The organism is Nocardia sp. NPDC051833 (assembly GCF_040681225.1).
In the GTDB taxonomy this organism is placed as follows: Bacteria; Actinomycetota; Actinomycetes; order Mycobacteriales; family Mycobacteriaceae; genus Nocardia.
In genome coordinates, this window is the sequence record NZ_JBFAYK010000004.1 from 134,192 (window position 1) to 154,667 (window position 20,476).

The 20,476-nt window shown below is 69.1% G+C and carries 10 protein-coding genes and 1 tRNA gene; 7 read left to right on the forward strand and 4 right to left on the reverse strand.

Annotated features, from left to right (window positions below; genetic code table 11):
- Positions 1–73: 73 nt before the first annotated feature.
- Together mobF and AB0L91_RS29005 are read left to right on the forward strand one after the other, a co-directional pair.
- Entirely contained in the window at positions 74–4,183 is a 4,110-nt protein-coding gene (gene mobF, locus AB0L91_RS29000) for a MobF family relaxase (RefSeq protein ID WP_365015531.1), read from the forward strand.
- A 33-nt stretch (positions 4,184–4,216) separates the two neighbouring features.
- Positions 4,217–5,035, forward strand: coding sequence for an alpha/beta fold hydrolase (locus tag AB0L91_RS29005; RefSeq protein WP_365015533.1), 819 nt, complete (start codon positions 4,217–4,219; stop codon positions 5,033–5,035).
- On the opposite strand, the gene AB0L91_RS29010 is transcribed toward AB0L91_RS29005, so the two are convergent.
- Positions 5,032–6,282, reverse strand: a complete 1,251-nt coding sequence (locus AB0L91_RS29010; RefSeq protein WP_365015535.1) for a hypothetical protein — start codon at positions 6,280–6,282, stop codon at positions 5,032–5,034. The two genes, AB0L91_RS29005 and AB0L91_RS29010, sit on opposite strands and share 4 nt — an antisense overlap.
- 609 nt (positions 6,283–6,891) lie before the next feature.
- Here AB0L91_RS29010 and AB0L91_RS29015 point away from each other — a divergent pair.
- The 4 genes from AB0L91_RS29015 (at position 6,892) to AB0L91_RS29030 (ending at position 8,910) form a co-directional block, all read left to right on the forward strand.
- Positions 6,892–7,383: a DNA-directed RNA polymerase subunit beta gene (locus AB0L91_RS29015; protein ID WP_365015536.1), complete on the forward strand. Its 492-nt coding sequence runs from the start codon at positions 6,892–6,894 to the stop codon at positions 7,381–7,383.
- 244 nt (positions 7,384–7,627) lie between these two features.
- Positions 7,628–8,191: a Scr1 family TA system antitoxin-like transcriptional regulator gene (locus AB0L91_RS29020; protein WP_365015965.1), complete on the forward strand. Its 564-nt coding sequence runs from the start codon at positions 7,628–7,630 to the stop codon at positions 8,189–8,191.
- 39 nt (positions 8,192–8,230) lie between these two features.
- Complete coding sequence (locus tag AB0L91_RS29025) at positions 8,231–8,644, forward strand: hypothetical protein (protein ID WP_365015538.1); 414 nt, start codon at positions 8,231–8,233, stop codon at positions 8,642–8,644.
- A gap of 11 nt (positions 8,645–8,655) precedes the next feature.
- The gene (locus tag AB0L91_RS29030; protein WP_365015539.1) at positions 8,656–8,910 is read left to right on the forward strand and encodes a hypothetical protein; all 255 of its coding nucleotides are present in this window, start codon (positions 8,656–8,658) and stop codon (positions 8,908–8,910) included.
- A gap of 138 nt (positions 8,911–9,048) precedes the next feature.
- On the opposite strand, the gene AB0L91_RS29035 is transcribed toward AB0L91_RS29030, so the two are convergent.
- From AB0L91_RS29035 to AB0L91_RS29045, 3 genes are all read right to left on the reverse strand, one after another.
- Complete coding sequence (locus AB0L91_RS29035) at positions 9,049–10,080, reverse strand: tyrosine-type recombinase/integrase (protein ID WP_365015541.1); 1,032 nt, start codon at positions 10,078–10,080, stop codon at positions 9,049–9,051.
- Positions 10,077–10,508, reverse strand: a complete 432-nt coding sequence (locus tag AB0L91_RS29040) for a hypothetical protein (protein WP_365015542.1) — start codon at positions 10,506–10,508, stop codon at positions 10,077–10,079. The genes AB0L91_RS29035 and AB0L91_RS29040 overlap by 4 nt, the downstream gene beginning before the upstream one ends.
- A gap of 171 nt (positions 10,509–10,679) precedes the next feature.
- Positions 10,680–10,761 (reverse strand) — tRNA-Leu (locus AB0L91_RS29045).
- Positions 10,762–11,132: 371 nt separating this feature from the next.
- Between AB0L91_RS29045 and AB0L91_RS29050 the strand changes: the two genes are divergently transcribed.
- Positions 11,133–20,471: a fatty acid synthase subunit beta domain-containing protein gene (locus tag AB0L91_RS29050; protein ID WP_365015544.1), complete on the forward strand. Its 9,339-nt coding sequence runs from the start codon at positions 11,133–11,135 to the stop codon at positions 20,469–20,471.
- Positions 20,472–20,476: the final 5 nt, after the last annotated feature.

Sequence of the window (20,476 nt, forward strand, 5' to 3'; positions counted from 1 at the left end):
GCGATCCGGGCATCTCAATTGCCCCTTGCGGCAGTCGAATTCGCGGGTGCTTCATAGAGGCATGGTCGCGACAATGCACAAAGTCGCCGCAGGTGGCGGCTACCAGTACTACATGCGGAAAACCGCCGCCAACGACACCGAGCGCGGACGCGCTTCCCTGTCGCAGTACTACGACGAGCACGGCGAGGCTCCCGGAACCTGGTACGGCACCGGACTGTCCGCGCTCGGAATCGACGAAGGCTCGGAGGTCACCGAGGCCCAGATGCGGAATCTGTTCGGGGAAGGGCTACACCCGAACGCCGAGGCGGTCCGCGAGCGCACCGAAGCCCGGTACCTCGGCCTCGGAGTCCGGCCCGCCGAAGCCGCCAGGAGAGCAGCGAATGCGACCCGGCTCGGCAACAGATATGCGATCTACACCTCGGTGTCCGAGTACCGAAAAGCCAAGTCCCAGGCATACCGCGACTACAACTCCAGCGTGGGAGTCTGCGTCACCGCCCACATCTCCGACGAGACCCGCGCCCGCATCCGCACCGAGGTCGCGACTGCCATGTTTACCACCGAGTACAAACGCACGCCCCTGGACGCGCGCGAACTGTCCGGATGGGTCGCCAAGAACTCACGCCCGGAACGCACCGCGGTCGCCGGCTACGACTTCACCTTCAGCGCGGTCAAGAGCATCGCGGTGTTGTGGGCGATCGGCACACCCGAGATGCAGGCGATCATCGAGACCGCCGTCCGCAGAGCTGCCATCGACTCATTGACCTTCGCCGAGGACAACGCACTGTTCACCCGACTGGGACGCAACGGTGTCCGGCAAGTCGATGTGGAAGGCATCATCGCCGCCACGTTCTTGCACCGCGACTCCCGCGCCGGTGATCCCGACCTGCACCTCCACGTCCTGGTGAGTAACCGCGTCCGGACCCCTGACGGCAAGTGGCGCACCATCGACGGCAAAGTTCTTCACGAAGGCGGCGTCACGATGTCGGAAATCTTCGACACCCGCGTCGAGCACCACCTGGAAATCGCATTGGGAATCCGGTTCGAAACCCGCCCCGACCGCACCCCCGACCAAGTCCGAGTCCGCGAAATCGTCGGCGTCCCCCTGGAATTGATCCACCACTGGTCCCGGCGCGCAGCCGCGATCACCGACCGACTCGACACCCTCACCGCCCAATGGCAGGCCGAATTCGGGCACGAACCCGGACCAGGCCAGGTGCACAATCTGGCCCAACGCGCCACCTTGGAAACCCGCCCCAAGAAACATGCTCCGCTTTGCCGCGCCGAGCAACACGCCACCTGGCGGGCCGAAGCCGAAGCGCTACTGGGCGGCCCCGACGCCGTCGACGCCATCATTCCCCGCGTCCTGGCCGCTCCACACACGCCGCGTCCGGTACCGGATCGTGCGTTCATCACCCACGTCGCCGACCGAGCGCTGGCGGCGGTCTCCGAGCGCCGCGCGACCTGGCGCGAGTTCAACCTCCGCGCCGAAGTCGAACGCCAACTCCGCGGCAACGTGGCCCCCGACGACTGGTCACGCGTGGCCGAGGAGGTTGTCGAACAAGCACTCTCACCGACTTCGGCGATCGCACGCGGCGACCCCGATCTGGCCGAGCAACCAGACCTGAGGGCGGTCCCGACCTGGCTACGCCGCCGTGATGGTACCCCGATGCACACCCGCGCGAACTCCCAGATCTACACCACCGAATCCACACTCGCCGACGAAGCCGAACTCATCGCCCTCTCGGTCGAACCCGGCGGACGCATCCTCGACCCCGGACACGTCGCGCTCGCGGTCGCGGAATACGACACCGCGCACCCCGATCGTCCACTGAACCCCGGCCAGATCCGCGTCATCGAGTCCTTCTCCAGCGCCGGACTGCGCGTACACACCGCCAACGCGGCGGCCGGAACCGGAAAGACCACCGCCATGGAAGTCCTCACCACCGCATGGGAATCCGCCGGAGGGACCGTGCTGGGCATGGCACCCACGGCCGCCGCCGCGTCCGTGCTGGGTGAGTCGATCGGCACCCGCGCCGAAACCGTGGACAAACTTCTGCACGTCATCGACCGTCACCACAGCGACACCGCGACCATCGAACACCCGCCGGTCCTGCCGCAGTGGGTACTCGATATCGACGACACGACACTCGTCATCGTCGACGAACACGTCACCCTCCCGACCGCCAAACGCCTACAGTTGCTTCGGTTTCTGACCGGGCGAGGTGCGACCGTGCGATGCATCGGCGACGATCAACAGCTCCCAGCGATCGACGCCGGTGGAGTCGACGCCGACATGGCCGACGCCTCACCACAACAGACACCGACCCTGTCCGAGGTCGTGCGATTCACCCAACGAGGAGAAGCGCTCGCCTCCAAAGGCCTCCGCGACGGCGATCCGACCGCACTCGCCTGGTACCTCGACAACGGCCGAATCCACGCCGGACACCTCGGCAGTGTCTACGACGACACCTACCGAGCATGGGCCGCCGACACCGCCAACGGCTCCGACGCGGTCATGCTCGCACCCACCAACGACATCGTGACCGAACTGAACGTGCGCGCCCGCGCCCACCGGATCGCCCACAGCGACTCTTCCACGGTCATCGCAGCCGACGCGCATGTGTTCCTCGGTGACGGGTTGGTGGCGTCAGCCGGCGACACCGTAGGCACCCGCCGTAACGATCGCCGACTCCGACTGGGAGACCACGATTGGGTCCGCAACGGCTACACCTGGACCATCCGCCAGGTTCATACCGACGAATCGGTGACCGTCGAGCGGCGCGTACACGGGCGCGACACGGCAGCCGTTGTGCGCTTGCCGGGTGAGTACGTGCGTGAACACCTACACCTGGGCTACGCCACCACCATCGACTCCGCGCAAGGCATCACCGCGGATTCCTGCCACGTCGCCCTGTCCGGGCGCGAGTCACGCCAACAGTTCTACGTCGCGATGACGCGCGGACGCCACACCAACCACGCCTACATCGCCACCGCACTCGACGGCGCCGAAGGCGACATCTACACCGTCGCCGCCCACTACCCCCGCACCGCCGTCGAACACCTGACCCACATCCTCGACCGCGACGGCACCCGCAAATCCGCCCACACCGAACTCCGCGACGCCCTCGACCCCGCACGCCGCATCGGCCACGCCGTCGACATCTACCTCGACACACTAGGCATGACCGCCGAACACGCCATTGGCACAACACGACTCGACACCATCGACCGAACAGCCGAACTCCTCGTTCCAGGACTCACCGACAGCGACGCCTACCCGGTCCTACGCCAGCACCTGGCAATGATCGCCCTCAGCGGAGCCGACCCGATCGCCGAACTGCGCACCGCCATCGCCTCCCACGAACTCGACACCGTCACCGACCCCGCCGCCGTCCTGGACTGGCGATTGGACACCACCGGCAACCACTCCGCTGGACCCGGCCCGCTGGCCTGGACACCCGGACTTCCCATCGCCACGACCGACGCCGCCGATCCCGGCACCCTCGCACCCGTGCAAGCGCGAGAACGGATTGTGGCCGAACTCGCCCGACAGGTCAGCGACACCGCGCGCCTGGACACCCCGCACAGCGCGCCCAAGTGGGCGCGACCGCTACTCGGGCGAGACCCTGAGCTGCTCGCCGACCTCGCCATCTGGCGTGCCGGGTTGCACGTGCCCGAGACCGACCACCGCCCGACCGGACCCGCCCGACACCTCGCGATCGAACGCGTCCATCAACAACGGTTGCAACGCCGCATCCGCGAGGTCGACGGCAACGCGCATTTACCGCAACACCGGTGGGCAGCGACCGTCTACCGCATCGACCCCCGCATCAGCGCCGACCCGACGTGGCCCGTGGTCGCTACTCACATCGATGCCGCCGCCGACGCCGGAATCGAGATAGAACACCAACTCGCCGAGGCCGCCCGGACCCGCCCCCTGCCCGACGAGATGCCCGCGGCCGCGCTCTGGGCACGTCTGGAAATAGCCGACGCTGACCTCACCGCCCACGACCCGACCGAGAACACCCAAGAACCCGACCTCGCCGGTCGAGCGATCAATGATGCCGTTGACCTCGTACTCGGCAGCAATTACGTCGAGTACGACTGGGAAGACGACAGCATCAACGAGCTCGACGGGAACAACCATCGCCACTATGACCCCGGCCACGGGGTCGACTGGTAGCACAGCTTTCGCCCGGTCTGGTTGAGTGAGGCTGTGGTTTCGACGAGCACCATCACCAGCGTTCGCACCTTCGACGGCCTGCACCTTGCCGCCACACTCGTCACCGCCGACCGGCCGAGTGGAAAAGCGGTCGTGATGGTGCACGGTGGTGGCGTCACCCGCGAGGAAGGAGGGTTCTTCACCAGGCTCGCGGAAGGCCTCGCCAGCGCGGGCATAGCCTCGCTACGGTTCGACCTTCGCGGTCACGGAGACAGCGAAGGCCGACAGGAAGAACTGACCCTTTCCACCATCCTCAACGACATCCGCGCCAGCCTGGCCGCCGTCAAGGCCGCCACAGGTGCCCATGATCTCGCACTACTCGGCGCCAGCTTCGGTGGCGGCATCTGCGGGTACTACGCCGCAAAACGGCCAGCAGACCTCAGTCGACTGGTGCTGCTGAATCCGCAGCTCGACTACAAGAAGCGCACCATCGACACTCGCGACTACTGGACCAACGAGGTCATCAACGACGAAAAGGCCTATGAGCTCAACGCGACCGGAGCCATTCAGTTCACCCCAACTCTGAAGCATGGTCGGCCACTGCTCAACGAAGTCTTCTGGCTGAAGCCGAACGAAGTGCTGGGCGAGATCACGGTGGACACCCTTATCGTGCACGGCAATGCCGACACATTGGTCCCGATCGACGGTTCTCGCGCCGCCGTCGCCCAGTTCACTGCGCCCGTCGAGCTGGTCGAAATCGACGGATCCCAACATGGATTCGCCGTCCACGACGATCCGCGATACCTCAACCCGAAAAGCCGGGAGTACCAGGCTGACGTGATCCGGATCGTCGCGGATTGGCTGACAACCTAGCCGGACGCTTCCACAGCTTCGCGCAGCTGCCGCACTCCCGGCCGGTGATCCCACGGGGCCAGCGTTCGCAAGACGTCCACCACGACCTTGATCGTTCGCTCCGACCGGGTCTCCATCCCTACGGCGACCGACTTGGTTGCGACGGCGGCAGCCTCGTCCGGTTCACCGCTGAGTGCGAGCGCCTTGGCCTGTCGAGCGCTGAAGAAGCCGGCATCGCGCCGGGACAACCCTCCAGCCGTCAGCACCTGCCCGAACAGTTCCGTCGCCCGCTGCGGTTTGCCCGCCTCGGTGTAGCACACCGCAGCGCGCACCCGCAGCGTGCTCTCGTCGAAGTTGCTGACTAGCCCACGGTCATCGGCACCATCGGCCTGCTCGAGGAGTTGCTCTGCCAGGCCGATGCATTCCTCGACCGCTGCGACTGGTTCACCAGTCATTGCGAGCCCTAGTGCTTCCTGCTGCACGGCTTGCGCCTGCACTCGACGGGGGAGCTGCCACGGCCCCTCTTTCGCAGCCCGTGCGAGTCCGAGCAGCGTCCCTGCGTCGCGTGAGTCGTATGCCATCTCGGACCTTTTGAGCAGAACGTATCCCTGCATGGGCAAGCTGCCCGCTGCCTGGGCCCATTCCATCGAGCGGTCGTACAGGAATGTGGCCGTCACGGGGTCGTTGAGGTCGCGATACAGCCAGCCCGCGAACTCCGCGCCGTCGGACCCGATGGCCAGCAACTGCCGACGCAGGTCGGCCGGAACGTCATTGCTGTGCCGTCGAATTGCGCCGACAACCGCGAGCGTCAGCGGCAAGGCCTCCGCGGGGCCGAGCGAACCGTCGTCGGCTTTGCAGCGCGCAAGCTGGGAACGGAAGAAATCCAGAACGGAGCCATCGAAGTACCGCCGAGCGCGGTCCAACGCCAGGCTCACTCGCTCCAGATCGTCACTGCGGCTGATCGGGGGGATACCGGTGCCGTCGCTCGCCAACCAATGTGCCAGCGCTAGCGCGTCAGCCGGTTTGTGTGTCGGGGGAGTCGCACGTTTGGGCGACTGATGGCGGCTTCTCCATGTGTCCTCGCCTTCGGCCACGATCTCATTGAACCGCACCCGATCTTCTGGGGTCGTGTGGCGCAGATAGACCGTGTCCAGGATCGCTTGCTTTTCCGAGCGGGGTTTCACCCTGCTCAATCCCGAACGCCAGTTGTTGACGGTGGTTGTTTCGACGCCGAGCAACGCGGCGAACTCCCGGATCGACTTCCGCATCGCCTCCTGCAGCGCTGCCGCCTCAAACCCTGTCCAGCCACGCCCTCGAATCATCGCCGCTACCTACGTCTCCAGCCTCTGACCTGGGAAATGCACACGATACGCCTACGGTACCCCTCCACTACGCGGTTCCTGGCGATGCCACCGAACACCCACGATGAAAAGCGGAACCAACACGGGGGACCAGCGACGAATCAGCAGACGCAGCCCCATCCCCGCAGGACGCGTTATCAGGAGGCCCGAATGAGCCACCCCACCAGGCAGACTCCCGAACCCCGACCCGGCGGTAGCGACCTTCCACAAGTGCTCGCAAGTCTGGAGCGCCTCGGACTGATCCGGTTGTTGCCGCTGCCACTGCCGCAGCGCAGTCCCGGTCGGTACGTGCCCGGTTTCGGTTCCACCCCAACCGATTACATCGGTGCTCCGCCGACGGAGGTGGCCCGGGTCGCCGCCGCCGTCCGCGCATGGGCCTCACAACTGTCCCGGTGCCGGGATGAATCCGCTCCCGGCACCGGTGACCTCACGGACGGAACGTCGGGAACCCTCGCCCCATCGCTTTCGGGCTCACCGCCACGATCCTCGGCCACACCTCATCGCGGGAGTGAATTCGTGACGTACGCGCACACATCAGCAGCCACACAGGATTCGCCGCAATCACGAAGCCTGTTCTACCGCAAGGTTTGTGGCCTGCCGACCTTCGTGGACCCGACAACGGGGCGGATCATGATGTCGGCCGGATCGACCGGCGCGGTCATGATGCCCGCCGACCTCGCTCAGCGGGTCAAGGTCGAATTGCGCCGCCGCAACGTGGGACCGTGCCCGATCATCGGCCACCCTCGCGCCGGAACGTGGTCTTTTCTCGTCCGGGCCGACATGGACCCGATCGGTGACCCGGTCGCGGTCGCTCAACTGTGGCGTGCACACGTAGCGGTAGTCCGAGACGGCGAGATCGCATTGCCATCCCCGGGACCGGAGCACCACATCGCCCGCACCTGGGTAGCCCCCGCGACCACACCGTTCCGCCCCTCCGGCACCACCGTCCTGGCCTGCGTGCGCGAACTATTGGAGGCCGCCAAGCCACGAAACCGCAGCCCCTACTGACCACACAGCACACCGAAACCACCCGAATACCCGAGGCCGTCAGCGATCCCAGCGCTGAGGCCGACCGGCCTCGAGGGTGGGGAGGTTCCCCCGGAGGTCGCAGCCCCCGCCGCGACCTCCGGGGGATACCCGCACTCACGATCCCCGGACGGGACCACCCATCAATCCCGTCGACCATCAAAACTCTAATGAAGGGTTAGATCACTATGTCCTACACCAGCTACTACGAAACCTGTGACGACGGATTGGCGACCCTGCAACGCAGCCTGGTCGATCTCGAAGACGCCACCACCAACCAGCGCGGGTACAGCGCAGACCTGATCCCCGGGCTGCTGCAAACCCCGCCTACGCCCGCGCCGTCATCTCCGCGTGCGTCTCCGCCCTCGAGGTGCCCGACGACACCGAAGACACCGTCACCGCCCGCCTGCACCGGCAAGCCTTACTCGACGCCCCCGACCACCGCTTCCGGCTGCTGTTCAGCGAGGCCGCCTTGCTGCGTACGGTCGGCAGCCCGCTGGTGATGGCATCCCAGATCCGGTTCCTTCGTGAAATCCTCGCTGCCCGAACCAACGTGGAAATCGGGATCATTCCGATCACCGCCACATTCGTCACTCCCGCAACGCTTTTCGTCGTCAACGACATGGTGTCGGTCGATATCGAGACCGTCACAGGCGCGGTCACCGCCACCAGTGTCGAAGACGTCGCCCTGGCCGCGCGCAGCTTCGATCGACTCGCCGCCCAGGCCGTCTACGGCGAGGACGCCAGAACAATCCTCAACCGGGCACTCGCGACTCACACCTCCAGCTAGCTCCGGTCGACGCAGTTGCCGAATCGAAGGGGACACCTGATGACGTTCAAGACCCTCACCGCCGAACTAACGATCGCGGTCGCGCTGATCGCCAACCAAGCCAGCGGCACCGCGACGGCCGCACCCGCACCGTCGTGCACGTTCACCTTCTACACCGGCACCGTCTACGACCAGCACGGACAGATCATCGGCGGCGGATACGCCGAGTGCACCACGGCCCCGGCCGCCTTCTCGCTCAATCTGACGTTGCAGTTCAAGCCACGCGGCGGCAACTGGAGCACCCGCAGTTCCCAGCCGTCGATACGGATCCCCGCACCTCGACTCAACATCGCGACTAACGCCGACTGTGAGGACGGGGCGTGGAAGGGTGTCGCCACCATATGGGAGACTGCGGCCGATGGGACCACGACGCAAACCGCTTTCCCATCAGCGCCCAGAATCATGACGTGCTGAGGACGTGCGAGATGAAACGAGCCGCAAACGCGCTGACCTCGTGGCTACGCCGCCGGATGATCGCGGTACGTGATCGGCGGCTCTATCGCAGTGACCGTCCAGGGTTCCCGCTCTGGCGCGAGTACGGCGGGTGGGCCGTCCGCCCCGATCGCGGGTGGCGCTCGGTGCGCTGGGTCACGCCGCCCCTGTACTACACGCGTAGGTTCACCGCAGCCGACGACAGCGGCGCGGCGGACTGGGCAATGGAAAAACTCGGCATCGGCTAACTCATCAGACATGCGCGGCCCGGCAGGATTCCTGCCGGGCCGTTTCTCTGCGCAAGAGCCAGAGTTTCTGGGTGTACCTGGGCCATTCGGGATCGAGCACCCGCACCGCCGCAGCGCACGGGCATTCGATGTGCTCGCCTAACCGACGCCGCGTGCGAGAGGATGCGGCTCACCGGTGAGGACCGCCAGGGCGGCGGCGACTTCGTGCAGGTGGGACTTGACGTAGGTGTCGGTCGTGCCGGAACTCTTGCCATGGTGACCGGCGAAGGCTCGAGCCACTGCGTAGCTGAACGTTCTTTCGACCCAGGTCAGAGTGGTGTGGCGCAGCCAGTGAGCTGTGACACCTTGGGCGGCCACCCACGGCAGTGACTCGCCGACCTTGGCCCAGATGTAGTCGTATCGGCGGGCGGTGATCGGGCGTCCGTGCCCGTAGCGCAGCAACTGGCCGGTGAAGGGCGCCTGGCATCGGGTCGCGTGGTCGTCGAGGTGCTGCATCAAGGTCGGTGAGACCGGCTGCCAGCGATCCGAGCCGCCCTTCTCCCTCAGATACACCAGGCATTGGTCTCGGTCGAGGTCCTGCGGGCGCAAGGCCAGCGCACCACCGCGACGGCACGCGGTTTCGAGGTGGAACCGCAGGATCAGGCTGTCGAGTTCGGGGTCGTCACCGGAGGTGGCCGCGACCTGGCAGATCTCGGCGATCTGGGCCGACGGGATCGCGTATCGCTGTGACGCCCGGCGAGACGGGATCGGTAGCTGCCGTGCTGGATTGTCTTGTGGGCGAACCCATCCGGCTTCCTCGGCGTAGCGGTAGACAGCGCGCACCGCGGACACGAAATGTTCGACCGCGCTGGTCCCGCCCCGGGATGCTCGGTTGGTGCGGGCAGACGCCTGGACTGATCGCGTGAGTTCCTCGAGTTCGTGACGGGTGGGCCCGGTCAACGACCGGTCCGGCCAACGCGATTCGAGTAGGTCCAAATGGGTCCCGTAGGTGCGTGCGGTGCCCGCCGACAAACGTGCCCGTACACGCGGGATCACTTCGGCGAACGTCGGTGCCGCGGGGGCACTACCGATGAGGTCTGCTGCGGTGATGCCCATCTGGGTCAGCAGCAACTGTGCAGCGGCCAAGGTATCTGCGGTGGGGGCCGGGCGGACGGGGCTGTGGATCGTCACAGCGAGTCCTCCAGGATTCGTCGGCTCTCACGGGTCAGGGTGTCGAGCGCGGCCGGGGGATAGATCAACAACCGCTTCTGTTCCCGGTGGGCGACCAGCAGCACGCGGTCGCCTTCGAGTAGCCGGACGCGTCGGCGCTGGCGGAACGGAACGCGGAAGAATCCGGCACCGGTCACCCGGACAGGGCCTTCGCTGGCGGCGCGCACAAGGACGAGGCCGCCCTCCGTGCACGACATCGTCAGCCGGGTCCCCGGAGACCAGCTCAGTGCCGACAACACCGCGCGGTCGGCCACGCGCCCGGCATCGCCGACCACGGCGACGCCGTAGGCGAGATTCGGGTCGGCGGTGCCCGGGATGGCGCACGTCGGCAGTGGGCCGTGGATACGGTCCTGGAGCGCGGTCTGGGGCGGAATGAGTGGCTCGATCACCGGCGATCACCACGCCTGCGGCGAGGTGCCGGTAGGGTGCGAAAAGTGGCACAGCTGCCACCCGATGAATCGTGTTTACGCAGGTCATGGCCCTGCATGTCGTATCTCCTCCGTGTGCGAGTGCACTCGAACACGCCGGAGCCCTGATCTGGCTCGAAAGCCAGGAATCTGTGCGCGAGAGGGGACTTGAACCCCTACGTCCGTGGACACCAGAACCTAAATCTGGCGCGTCTGCCAATTTCGCCACTCGCGCTGGATGTGTACGACCGTCCAAACTCTACCGGGCAAATCCGGCTTCGCGAAGCGTTCGGGCGGCGTGGCGTACTCGCCGGTAACACGACCTGGGGTTATAACGATTTGATAAACCTCAACATGAGGGCCACTCATGTTTGCGAAGCGAAGTAACAGGCTGGACCTGCGGTTTGAACATGAGGCGGGGTCATGTTTCAGAAAAAACTGGTACTGGCGTACAAAAATACTCGGCGGTAGCTGCCGTCGGGGCGGGAAACGTGAGGCTTTCCTCATGATTTTGTGCGATCGTGGCTGCCAACAGGCCCGAGGGGCTGCCGGATACGTGTGCGTTCCGTCGGTGGGCGGAGCGCCAGGAGAAGGAAGTCGAGCGTCTTGACGATCAACGAGAGCACCGAGATGGGCACGGGGTCGACCGCGAAAGCTGGTGGTCGTGGCCAGACGTCGGGTGTCCGCGCAGCGTTGCTGGAGCAGCTGCGCAACGGGGCCGGGTACGCGTTGGCGTTCGGTGGGCAGGGTGCGCAGTGGCTGCGTGAGCTCGAGGAGATCGGGCGTGACAGTGCGCTCGAGTCCGAGCTGACCGCGCTGGTGCACGCGGCCGAGGCGCTGGTCGAGCCGGTTGCGGCGCAGTTGCTGGTGGTCCGCCCCGGTGGCTTCGACCCGATGGGCTGGATGCTGGAGAGCGAGCTGGACGAGCCGGACGAGCCGTCCTCGGCACCCGCCGACGCGGTGCTGCGCTCGGCCGCGGTCTCGATGCCGGGCGTGCTGCTGGCCCAGCTCGCGGCCATCAAGGCGCTGCGGTTGCAGGGCCTGGACACGACCGAGCACGCGCCGGTCGCCATCGTCGGGCACTCGCAGGGTCTGCTGGCCGCCGCCGCGGTCGAGGCCCGTGGTGAGCGCGATGCCGAGCTGCTGGCCATCGCCCAGTTCATCGGTGCCGCGGCCGGGCTGGTCGCGCGCAGGCGCGGGCTGATGCCGATCGGCGAGCGTTCGCCGATGGTCGCGGTGTCCAATGTCGATCCGGAGCAGTTGCGGGCGATCGTCGCTGAGGTCGCCGAGGGTGTCGACCCCGCGAGTGCCGCGGTGGTGTCGATCCGCAACGGCCGCAGGCGCGTCGTGCTGTCGGGTACCCCGGCCCAGATCGATCGCGTGCGGGTGCGTTGCGCGCAGCTGCACGACGAGCAGACCCGCGAGCGGGAGAGCAAGGCGCGCGGTGGCGCTGTCTTCGCGCCCGTGTTCGAGGACATCTCCGTCGACGTCGCCTTCCACCACCCGGCGCTGGCCGAGACCGTCGACCTGGTCACCGGCTGGGCCCGCCAGTGCGAGCTCGACGCCGATCTCGCCGCGACCCTGGCCCAGCAGGTGCTGGTCGACCCGATCGACTGGGTCGCCACCGTCGACGGTGTCGTCGAGGCGGGCGCGGAGTGGATTCTCGACCTCGGCCCCGGCGACCTGCTCTCCCGGATCACCGGCGGTTCGCTCAAGGGCACCGGCGTCGGCGTGATCGCCGCCGCCACCCGTCCGGGCCAGCGCAGCCTGCTCACCCCGGGCGCCGCGCCCGAGCCCGCCACCCCGTGGTCGGCCTTCGCGCCGAAGCCGGTGCGGCTGCCCAACGGCCGCATCGTCGTCGAGACCGCGTTCACCAAGCTCACCGGCCGCTCGCCGATCCTGCTGGCGGGCATGACCCCGACCACCGTCGACGCCAAGATCGTCGCCGCCGCGGCCAACGCGGGGCACTGGGCCGAGCTGGCCGGTGGCGGTCAGGTCACCGAGCAGATCTTCGCCGACCGGATGACCGAGCTGCGTCAGCTGCTGCAGCCGGGTCGCGCGGTGCAGTTCAACTCGCTGTTCCTGGACCCGTACCTGTGGAAGCTGCAGCTGGGCGGCAAGCGCCTGGTGCAGAAGGCACGCGCGGCGGGTGCGCCGCTGGACGGCGTGATCGTCACCGCGGGCATCCCCGAGCTGGAGGAAGCCGTCGCGCTGATCGAGGAGCTGACCGAGGCGGGCATCAGCCACGTCGCGTTCAAGCCGGGCACCGTCGCCCAGATCCGCGCCGTGCTGCGGATCGCCGACGCCGTGCCGGACTACCCGGTGATCATGCACATCGAGGGCGGCAAGGCCGGCGGGCACCACTCCTGGGAAGACCTCGACGACCTGCTGCTCGACACCTACGCCGAGCTGCGCAACCGGGCCAATGTGGTGGTCTGCGTCGGCGGCGGCATCGGCACGCCCGAGCGCGCCACCGACTACCTGACCGGCACCTGGGCCACCGCGCACGGCTACCCGGTGATGCCGCTGGACGGCGTCCTGGTCGGCACCGCCGCCATGGCCACCCTGGAGGCGACCACCGCCCCCGAGGTGAAGCAGCTGCTCGTCGACACCCCCGGCACCCCCGACTGGGTCGGCGCGGGCACCGCCAACGGCGGCATGGCCTCGGGCCGCAGCCAGCTCGGCGCCGACATCCACGAGATCGACAACGCCGCCTCGCGCACCGGCCGCCTGCTCGACGAGGTCGCCGGTGACGCCGAGGCCGTCGCCGCCCGCCGCGCCGAGATCATCGCGGCGCTCGACGCCACCGCCAAGCCCTACTTCGGCGACGTCGCCACCATGACCTACCAGCAGTGGCTGGAACGCTATGTCTCGCTGGCGGTCTCGAGCGAGGTCCCGATCTCGTTCGACTGCGGCAGCGACATCGGTGACGCGATCATCGACGCCACCCGCTCGGACTGGCTCGACATCAGCTGGCGCGACCGGTTCGCGGAGATGATGCGGCGCACCGAGGCCCGGCTGCACCCCGCCGACAGCGGCGAGATCGAGACCCTGTTCGCCGACGACGAGGCCTTCGAGCACCCGGTGCAGGCGCTGTGCGCGCTCAAGAAGCAGTACCCCTCGGTCGCCGAGACCGTGCTGCACCCGGCCGACGTGCCGTTCTTCGTCGCGCTGTGCAAGACCCCGGGCAAGCCGGTGAACTTCGTGCCCGTCGTCGACGGCGACGTGCGGCGCTGGTGGCGCTCGGATTCGCTGTGGCAGGCGCATGACCCGCGCTACTCGGCCGACCAGGTGTGCATCATCCCCGGCACCGTCGCCGTCGCCGGGATCACCCGCGTCGACGAGCCGGTCGGCGAGCTGCTCGACCGCTTCGAGCAGGACACCGCCTACAGCCTGGTCCGCGCCGGCGTCGTGCCCGCGCCGGTCGACGCGCGACGCGTCGCCGGTGTGGTGGCAGGCGCGCTCGACACCGTGCTCGCGGCGCCCGACGTGCAGTGGGCCGGGCGCACCACCGTGAACCCGGTGCACCGGCTCGGCGCGCAGGCCGAATGGGTCGTGGAGCAGGGCAGCGCGGTGCATCAGGGCACCGGCGCGACGCTGACCGAGATCTCCGGTCCCGAAGCCGAATTCAGCTACGTCGAGCTGGCCGTGCCGCTGCTCGGCCGCGACGCCGTGAAGATCCGCATCACCGTGCCGGTGAGCGTCTACTCCGGTGGCGCGCCGGTGATCACCGAGGCCGACGCCGAGACCGCCATGTCGGCGCTGCTCGGCGTGGCCGCCGGCCAGTCGCTGCCCGAGGTGAAATCCGGTGTCGCGCACCTGAACCTGGCCTGGATGCCGGATCTGGTCGCCGACCACGCCGGTGTCACCGGTTCCGGTCTGCCCGCCACCCTGAGCACCCTCGGCCGCACCGCGCCCGACGTGCTGGTCGGCGCCTGCTGGCCCGCGGTCTTCGCGGTGCTCGGCGCGGCCCGCACCGGCAACGGCGGTTCGGTGATCGAGGGCATGCTGGACCTGGTCCACCTCGACCACCAGATCGAGCTGCTGACCGAACTGCCCTCGGAGACCGGCATTCTCGTCGTGCGCGCCGAGAGCGGCGCGGTGGTCGACACCGACATGGGCCGGGTCGTCGAGGTGGCCGTGAACGTGGGCCTGATCCTCGATCAGGGCCTCGAGCCGACCCCGCTGGCCCGGCTGGTCGAGCGGTTCGCCATCCGCGGCCGCAACGGCGCGGGCGAGCTCACCGATCCGCCGCGCGCGGCGGGCGCGGTCTCCGCCGAGGCCACCGACACCCCGCGTCGCCGGCGCCGGGACGTCTCGATGACCGCGCCGCGCGCCATGCACGCGTTCGCCACGGTCTCCGGTGACCACAACCCGATCCACACCTCCGACGCCGCGGCCAAGCTGGCCGGGCTGGGCAGCCCGATCGTGCACGGCATGTGGCTCTCCGCCGCCGCCCAGCACGCGGTCGTCGCCGTGGATCCCGAAAGCTCCCTTCCCGCACGCACTCTCACGTCCTGGACCACCCGGTTCCTCGGCATGGTCCGCCCCGGCGCGACCGTGGACGTGCGGGTGGAGCGGATCGCGGTGGACGCGGGCAGCGAGATCATCGAGGTCTCCTGCCGCGTCGACGGTGACCTGGTCATGACCGCGACCGGGCGCACCGCCGCCCCGAAGACCGTCTACGCCTTCCCGGGCCAGGGCATCCAGCGCAAGGGGATGGGTCTGGACGCGCTGACCCGCTCGAAGGCGGCCAAGCAGGTGTGGGAGCGTGCCGACGCGCACACCCGCGAAGCCCTCGGTTTCTCGATCCTGGCGGTGGTGCGCGACAACCCGACCTACCTCAAGGCGCGCGGTGTCGAGCACCGGCACCCGGACGGCGTGCTGCACCTGACCCAGTTCACCCAGGTCGCCATGGCGACCCTCGGCGTCGCCCAGGTCGCCGAGCTGCGCGAGGCGGGCGCCTTCGTCGAGGGCGCGATGCTCGCCGGTCACTCGGTCGGTGAGTACAACGCGCTCGCCGCCGTCGCCGGAGTGCTGCCGCTGGAGGCCGTGCTCGAGGTGGTGTTCCAGCGCGGCTCGGCCATGCACGAGCTGGTCCCGCGTGATGCCCAGGGCCGCAGCGACTACCGGATGGCCGCCATCCGCCCGTCGCAGATCGGGCTGCCCGACGCCGAGGTCATCGACTTCGTCAACGGCATCGGCGAGGCGACCGGTGAGTTCCTCGAGGTTGTCAACCTGAACCTGCGCGGCTCGCAGTACGCCATCGCGGGCACGGTCGCCGGGCTCGAGGCGCTGGAGACCGAGATCGACCGCCGCCGCGAGGAATTCGGTGGCAAGCGGGCGTTCATCCTGGTGCCCGGCATCGACGTGCCGTTCCACTCCTCGGTGCTGCGCGACGGCGTCCCGGAGTTCCGGCACAAGCTCGAGCAGCTGCTGCCCGCCGAGGTGCACCCGGAGGTGCTCGTCGGCCGCTACATCCCGAACCTGGTGCCGCGCCCGTTCTCGCTGCGGCGTGAGTTCCTCACCGAGATCGCCGAACTCGTGCCGTCGGAGCCGCTCGCCGCGGTGCTGGCCGACTTCGACAGCTGGGCCGACCGCGAGGCCGAGCTGTGCCGCGTGGTGCTGATCGAGCTGCTGGCCTGGCAGTTCGCCAGCCCGGTGCGCTGGATCGAGACCCAGGACCTGCTGTTCACCGATGCCGCGCACGGCGGCCTCGGCGTGGAGCGGTTCGTCGAGATCGGCCTCGGCGCCACCCCGACGGTGGCCAACCTGGCCTCGCAGACGCTGAAGCTGCCCGCGTTCGGCGGGGCGACGGTCGAGGTGGTCAACGTCGAGCGCGACGCCGCGGTCGTCTACGCCACCGACACCGATCCCGCGCCGGTCGACGACATCGAGGAGACCCCGGCCGAGGCGCCCGCGGCCGCTCCCGCCGCCGCGGCCGCACCGGTCGCCGCGGCGCCGGTCGCCACCGGTGGCCCGCGTCCCGACGACATCTCCTTCACCGCCGCCGACGCCACCCGCGTGCTCATCGCGCTGTGGACCAAGCTGCGGCTGGACCAGATCGGCCCGGTCGACACCATCGAGGGCCTCTGCGACGGTGTGTCCTCGCGCCGCAACCAGCTGCTGGTCGACCTCGGTTCCGAGCTCTCGCTCGGCGCCATCGACGGCGCGGCCGACGCCGACATGGGCGCCCTGGCGGGCACCGTCGAGCGCCTGGCCCGCACCTACAAGCCGTTCGGCACGGTGCTCACCGACGCCATCGGCGACCACCTGCGCAAGGTCTTCGGTCCCTCCGGCAAGCGGCCCGCCGCCATCGCCGACCGGGTCAAGAAGACCTGGGAACTCGGCGACGGCTGGGCCAGCCATGTCACCGCCGAGGTCTCCCTCGGCACCCGCGAAGGCGCCAGCGTGCGCGGCGGCGACCTCGGCGGGCTCGCCGGCGGCGCGCTGTCCGACGCCGCCTCGGTCGACGCGGCCATCGACGCCGCCGTGCAGGCGGTGGCGGCGCGACGCGGTGTCGCGGTGACGCTGCCCTCGGCGGGTGGCGCGTCCGGCGGCACCGTCGACGCGGCGGCACTGGGCGAATTCACCGAGCAGATCACCGGCCGGGACGGCGTGCTCGCCACCGCGGCCCGGGTCGTGCTCGAGCAGCTCGGCCTGAGCGAGCAGGTCAGCGCGCCCGAGGCCACCGAGGACACCCTCGTCGACCTCGTCTCGGCCGAACTCGGCACCGACTGGCCGCGCCTGGTCGCCCCGGCGTTCGACGCCCGCAAGGCCGTCCTGATCGACGACCGCTGGGCCACCGCCCGCGAGGACCTCGCGACCATGTGGCTCGGCGACGATGCCGCCACCGCGGAGCTGTCGATCGGCGGCTACGTCGGGGCCGGTGCGGCCGTCGCCGCGCAGGCGAACTGGTGGCGTCAGCGGGCCATGCACGAGGCCCGCTCGGTGCTGGCCGGGGTGTACGCGCAGATCGCCGACGCCGCCCTCGACACCACCGACCCCGGTCTGTGGTCCGACGACGTCGCCGTGATCACCGGCGCCAGCAAGGGTTCCATCGCGGCCGCCGTCACCGGCAGGCTGCTCTCGGGTGGCGCGACCGTGGTGGTCACCACCTCGCGCCTGGACGACGCGCGGCTGCGGTTCTACCGCGCGCTCTACCGCGACAACGCCCGCCACGGCGCGGCGCTGTGGGTCGTCCCCGCGAACATGGCCTCCTACCAGGACCTCGACGCGCTGATCGACTGGGTCGGCACCGAGCAGGTCGACAACGCGGGTGGCGCCAAGATCAAGGTCAAGGACGCCATGACCCCGACGCTGCTGCTGCCGTTCGCGGCACCGCGCGTCGCCGGTGACCTCGCCGACGCGGGCGCCCGCGCCGAGATGGAGATGCGGGTTCTGCTCTGGTCGGTCGAGCGGCTGATCGGCGGCCTGTCCGCCCTCGGCGCCGACCACGACGTCGACGCGAAACTGCATGTGGTGCTGCCGGGTTCGCCCAACCGTGGCCTCTTCGGCGGCGACGGCGCCTACGGCGAGTCCAAGGCCGCGCTCGACGCGGTGGTCACCCGCTGGCGGGCCGAGAAGTCGTGGTCCGCGCGGGTCACGATGGTGCACGCGCTGATCGGCTGGGTGCGCGGCACCGGGCTGATGGGCCACAACGACCCGATGGTCGAGGCCGTCGAGAAGGCGGGCGTGCACACCTGGTCGACCACCGAGATGGCCGACGAGCTGCTCAAGTGGTGCACCTCGCGGGCGCGTCAGGTCACCGAGACCGGCCCGCAGCAGATCGACCTCACCGGTGGTCTGGCGCGTGCCAAGCTCGACCTGCCCGCACTGGCCAAGCAGGCCCAGGAGGCCGCGGCCGCGAGCGAGGAGGAGGCGAGCACCGCCGCTACCATCGCCGCGCTGCCCGCGCCGCCCACCCTGAGCTCGGCGCTGCCGGTGCCGGAGTGGGGTGCGGTGACCGCCGACCTGGCCGACATGGTCGTCATCGTCGGTGCGGCGGAGCTCGGCCCGTACGGTTCCTCGCGCACCCGCTTCGAGATGGAGGTCGAGGACAAGCTCTCCGCCGCCGGCGTGCTCGAGCTGGCCTGGACCACCGGTCTGATCCGCTGGGAGAACGACCCGAAGCCGGGCTGGTACGACACCGAATCCGGGGACTTCGTGCCGGAGTCGGAGCTGGCCGAGCGCTACCACGACACCGTCGTCGAGCGCTGCGGTGTGCGGCGCTACGAGGACGACGGCGCCATGCTCGACAACGCGGCGCCGCTGCTCACCTCGGTCTTCCTCGACCAGGACCTGAGCTTCACCGTCGCCAACGAGGCCGAGGCCCGCGCGTTCCACACCGCCGATCCCGAGCACACGGTGATCACCCCGGTCGCCGACTCCGGCGACTGGACCGTCACCCGCAAGGCGGGCACCGAGATCCGGGTGCCGCGCAAGGCGAAGCTGTCGCGGGTGGTCGGTGGCCAGATCCCGACCGGCTGGGACCCCACGATCTGGGGCGTCTCCGCCGACATGGCCGCCTCGATCGACCGGGTCGCGCTGTGGAACATCGTCTGCACCGTCGACGCGTTCGTCGGCGCCGGCTTCAGCCCCGACGAGCTGATGAGCTGGGTGCACCCGAGCCTGGTGGCCAACACCCAGGGCACCGGCATGGGCGGCATGTCCTCGATGCGCTCGCTCTACGTCGACAACCTGCTCGGCGAGCCGCGCCCGAACGACATTCTCCAGGAGGCGCTGCCCAACGTCGCCCTGGCGCACGTGGTGCAGTCCTACGTCGGCAGCTACGGCGCCATGGTGCACCCGGTCGCGGCGTGCGCCACGGCGGCGGTGTCGGTGGAGGAAGCCGTCGACAAGATCCGGCTCGGCAAGGCCGAGGTCGTGGTCGCCGGTGGTTACGACGATCTCGGCATCGAGGGCATCGTCGGCTTCGGTGACATGTCGGCCACCGCCGACTCGGCGGCCATGCGCGCCAAGGGCATCAGCGACCGCTACTTCTCCCGCGCCAACGACCGCCGTCGCGGCGGGTTCGTGGAATCGCAGGGTGGTGGCACCGTGCTGCTGGCCCGCGGTGACGTGGCGGTGGAGATGGGTCTGCCGGTGCTCGGTGTGCTCGCCTTCGCGCAGTCCTTCGCCGACGGCGTGCACACCTCCATCCCCGCACCGGGTCTCGGCGCGCTGGGTGCCGGTCGAGGCGGCAGCGGCTCGCGACTGGCCGCGGAACTGCGCAAGCTCGGCGTCACCCCGGACGACATCGCGGTGATCTCCAAGCACGACACCTCCACCGCCGCCAACGATCCCAACGAGTCGGAGCTGCACGAGCGGCTCGCCGGCGCGCTGGGCCGTACCGACGGCGCCCCGCTGTTCGTGGTCTCGCAGAAGAGCCTCACCGGCCACGCCAAGGGCGGCGCGGCGGCCTTCCAGCTCATCGGCCTGTGCCAGGTGCTGGAAAACGGTGTGGTGCCGCCGAACCGGAGCCTGGACTGTGTCGACGAGAAGATGGCGGCCTACCCGCACCTGGTGTGGGCGCGCGAGCCGCTGCGCTTCGGCGACAAGTTCGCGCTCAAGGCCGGTCTGGTGACCTCGCTCGGCTTCGGCCACGTGTCGGGTCTGCTCGCGGTGGTGCATCCGCAGGCGTTCCTGGCCGCGATCGACCCGGCGGCGCGGGCCGACTACCAGGAGCGGGCGCAGGCGCGTCAGCTCGTCGGTCGGCAGCGCTTCGCCGAGGCGATGTGCGGTGGCGGCGCGCTGTACGAGAAGCCGGCGGATCGCCGCCTCGGTGCCGACGGCACCCCGGCCAAGCAGATCCGTCAGCTCGAGGCCGACATGCTGCTCTCGCCGGAGGCCAGGCTCGACGGCGACGGCGTGTACCAGGCGAACGGATGGGGTTGCGGCACCGGGCGAATCGGTTCCGCTCCGCAGTCGACCGAAGCGTCGTAGGCTGC